The 1,566-nt window shown below is 70.2% G+C and carries 2 protein-coding genes; both read left to right on the forward strand.

Features of this window, described 5'->3' with window-relative positions; translation table 11 throughout:
• Positions 1–1,082: LLM class flavin-dependent oxidoreductase (locus tag ACZ4WH_RS43940; RefSeq protein ID WP_468191962.1), on the forward strand; the 1,082-nt coding region annotated here is incomplete at its 5' end.
• 8 nt (positions 1,083–1,090) lie between these two features.
• The coding region (locus tag ACZ4WH_RS43945; RefSeq protein ID WP_468191965.1) for a CE1759 family FMN reductase at positions 1,091–1,566 on the forward strand (476 nt) is incomplete at its 3' end.

Here is a 1,566-nt window from a genome sequence, read left to right on the forward strand (position 1 = left end):
CCACCACGGGGCGGACCCCGACCGAGCGCGAGCGGATCAAGGCCATGGTCGCCATCGCGCTGAAGGCCGAGGAGGTCGGCCTGGACGTCTTCGCGACCGGTGAGCACCACAACCCGCCGTTCGTGCCGTCCTCGCCGACCACGATGCTCGGCCACATCGCCGCGCGCACGGAGCGGCTGGTGCTGTCGACGTCGACGACGCTGATCACGACCAACGACCCGGTGAAGATCGCGGAGGACTACGCGATGCTCCAGCACCTGGCCGACGGGCGGGTGGACCTGATGATGGGCCGCGGCAACACCGGGCCGGTGTATCCGTGGTTCGGCAAGGACATCCGGGACGGGATCGACCTGGCCATCGAGAACTACGCGCTGCTGCGCCGGCTGTGGCGGGAGGACGTCGTGGACTGGGAGGGCAAGTTCCGCACCCCGTTGCAGGGCTTCACCTCCACCCCGCGCCCGCTGGACGGGGTGGCGCCGTTCGTGTGGCACGGCTCGATCCGCTCGCCGGAGATCGCCGAGCAGGCCGCGTACTACGGGGACGGCTTCTTCCACAACAACATCTTCTGGCCCGCCGACCACACCAAGCGGATGGTGGAGTTCTACCGGGCCCGCTACGCCCACTACGGGCACGGCACGCCCGAGCAGGCGATCGTGGGGCTGGGCGGGCAGGTGTTCATGCGCCGCAACTCGCAGGACGCGGTGCGTGAGTTCCGGCCGTACTTCGACAACGCCCCCGTCTACGGTCACGGGCCGTCGCTGGAGGACTTCAGCGAGCAGACCCCGCTGACCGTGGGCTCGCCGCAGCAGGTGATCGAGAAGACGCTGTCGTTCCGGGAGTACGCCGGTGACTACCAGCGTCAGCTGTTCCTGATGGACCACGCGGGGCTGCCGCTGAAGACCGTGCTGGAGCAGCTGGACATGCTCGGCGAGGAGGTCGTGCCCGTGCTGCGCGAGGAGTTCGCCAAGGGGCGCCCGGCCGACGTGCCCGAGGCGCCGACCCACCGGTCGCTGCTCGCCGCGAAGAACGCGCAGGACGCCACCGAGAAGGACGCGCAGGAGAAGGAGGAGAGCACCGTATGAGCGGGCGTATGAAGGTCGTTGTCGTGTCGGCGGGGCTGAGTGTCCCGTCCTCCACCCGGCTGCTCGCCGACCGGCTCGCCGCCGCGGTGAACCGTACGACGGCGGTGGACATCGAGGTGGTCGAGCTGCGTGACCTCGCCGTGGAGATCGCGCACAACTTCACCAACGGGTTCGCCGGGAAGGCGCTCGCCGCCGCGCAGGACGCGGTGGCCGGGGCGGACGGGCTGATCGTGGTCACGCCGGTGTTCAGTGCCTCCTACAGCGGGCTGTTCAAGTCGTTCTTCGACGTGCTGGACAAGGACGCGCTGGCGGGCAAGCCGGTGCTGATCGGCGCCACCGGGGGGACCGGGCGGCACTCGCTGGTGCTGGAGCACGCGCTGCGCCCGCTGTTCGCCTACCTGCGGGCCGTCGTCGTACCGACCGGGGTGTACGCCGCGTCCGAGGACTGGGGCGCGGAAGGGCTCGCCGAACGGATCGAGCGGGC

This window comes from Streptomyces sp. NPDC029138 (genome assembly GCF_055564375.1).